Below are 221 nucleotides of genomic sequence, written 5' to 3'. Positions count from 1 at the left end.
AACGGTATGAGTGATTTGTTGGCCGATTCAGGCCCGGCTTACGATATTAATATAAAAATATTCAATAAACTACAAAGTACGATTACAGGTTGGCCAGGCGGAAAGCCCAATGCAGACGATTCCAACCGTCCAGAGCGAGCCGAGCCTGCCAAGAAACGCGTACTAATATTTAGTCCACACCCAGATGATGATGTAATTAGTATGGGAGGAACGTTTAAGCG

The 221-nt window shown here is 44.8% G+C and carries 1 pseudogene; it reads left to right on the top strand.

Going from position 1 to position 221, the window contains the following annotated elements:
• Positions 1 to 221, top strand: a pseudogene (locus Q1B05_RS18665) (glucosamine-6-phosphate deaminase); the annotation flags it as partial.

Source organism: uncultured Formosa sp., from assembly GCF_947500765.1.
Lineage (GTDB): Bacteria > Bacteroidota > Bacteroidia > Flavobacteriales > Flavobacteriaceae > Formosa.
The sequence above is the reverse complement of the archived record's forward strand: the minus strand, read 5'-3'. Positions and strand labels throughout refer to the sequence as shown.